The sequence below is a fragment of the Streptomyces sp. NPDC022552 genome (assembly GCF_055561875.1).
The window spans coordinates 1-1375 of the sequence record NZ_JBVHGJ010000037.1; the positions used below are offsets into that span (position 1 = coordinate 1).

A 1375-nucleotide genomic window follows, 5' to 3' on the forward strand; every position below is an offset into this window, starting at 1 on the left:
CTAAGGGTTGTCCCGTAAATGATCTACGGCATGCCAGTTGGCCAGTGCTGCCTTCCGTCACCCGGCGAGGGTGAGGTTGTGCATCCGGGCGATGCCGAGCATGGCGTGGTGGACGCCGTCGCCTTTGAGGCGGCAGTCGCGGAGGATCTTCCAGGTCTTCATGCGGGCGAAGACGTGCTCGACGCGCGCCCGGACCTGCTTGTGGGACTTGTTGTGTTCCTCTTTCCAGTCCGTCAGTTCGGTCTGGCCGCGCTCTCGGCGATGTGGGATGACGAGTCCGGTGCCCGGGTAGCCACCGTCGGCGATGGTCAGGGTCCTGCCGACGGCGGCCTTGGCGCCGGACTCCTCCCACGCCTTGCAGTCGTTGCGGTTGCCGGCGAGCGGCCGGCCAACCACGACGACGCGCCGGGTGTCGGCATCGATGACGACCTGGTGGTTGGTGGAGTAGCGATAGTTCTTCGACCGTTCGGCGATGGTGTGGTCGCGGGTGGGGACCAGGGTGCCGTCCACGATGAGCACGGTGTCCTTGGCGAACCGCTTGCGGGGTCGGAGCGCGAGAATCGGCCCGAGGTGGTCGATGATGCGGTCCGCCGCCGACTTCGAGACCCCGAACAGCGGCGCGAGCTGCCGCATCGTCAGGTTCGTGCGCCAATACGCCGCGACCAGCAGTGCCCGATCCCCCAGTGGAAGACTCCACGGCCGGCCCCTGCGGACCGCGTCCGCACCCCCGTGCCGCAGAACCGTCACCAGCTTGCCGAACTGCCGCGGGCTCAGCCCGGTGAACGGGGCTATCCAGGACGGCTCCGACGCCGTGATCACACCAGCCACGGCGAGATCGTCTCATCTTGATCACACTGCGAGGCCGCCTGCCTCTGGCTGGAAACATCTCAGTCGCCCGGAGGGATTCGGCATGAGAACCTCACACCCGTGGCTACGGAAACCGAGGTCGGAGAGCTGTTGCACCAGCGCGGCTGGCGGACGGCGTTCACCGTCGCTGAAAGGGTGAACGCGTGGGCCGCCCTGGTGAGCGCTGTCGAGCGCGGCTACGGCGACTACATCCATGAGTACGCCAACGACCTCTACTGCCGAAACTGGCTGCACGAGGCGTGGCTCCTGTTGGACGACCACATCGTCCAGCTCTGGACCCCGCAGATCAAAGCTCTGGACGACCGGTACAAGGCCGCGACCGTCGAAGACGACGGCATAGCACTCGACCAGTTCCACAGGATCCCCGGCCCCGACCTGTGGTGGTGGCGGCGACACCCCCGCATCCTCACCGGAGACCTCGGGCGTTCGCTTCGCTCAGCCGGCGCTATCGGCACCGACCTGGACACAGCCTGACCCTCAGCCTCACGGTATTACGGGACAACTCTTA

General features: G+C 66.5%; 2 protein-coding genes. One reads left to right on the forward strand and one right to left on the reverse strand.

Annotation, left to right across the window (positions count from 1 at the left end; translation table 11 throughout):
- Window positions 1-57 precede the first annotated feature (57 nt).
- A complete protein-coding gene (locus ACZ3OF_RS35895; RefSeq protein WP_361666130.1) occupies window positions 58-828 on the reverse strand; it encodes a transposase in 771 nt (256 codons plus the stop codon).
- 99 nt (window positions 829-927) lie between these two features.
- Here ACZ3OF_RS35895 and ACZ3OF_RS35900 point away from each other — a divergent pair, with 99 nt between their 5' ends.
- Window positions 928-1341 carry a hypothetical protein gene (locus ACZ3OF_RS35900; protein WP_361666132.1) on the forward strand — a complete coding sequence of 138 codons (414 nt, stop codon included), beginning with the start codon at window positions 928-930 and terminating at the stop codon, window positions 1339-1341.
- The last annotated feature ends 34 nt before the right edge of the window (window positions 1342-1375 follow it).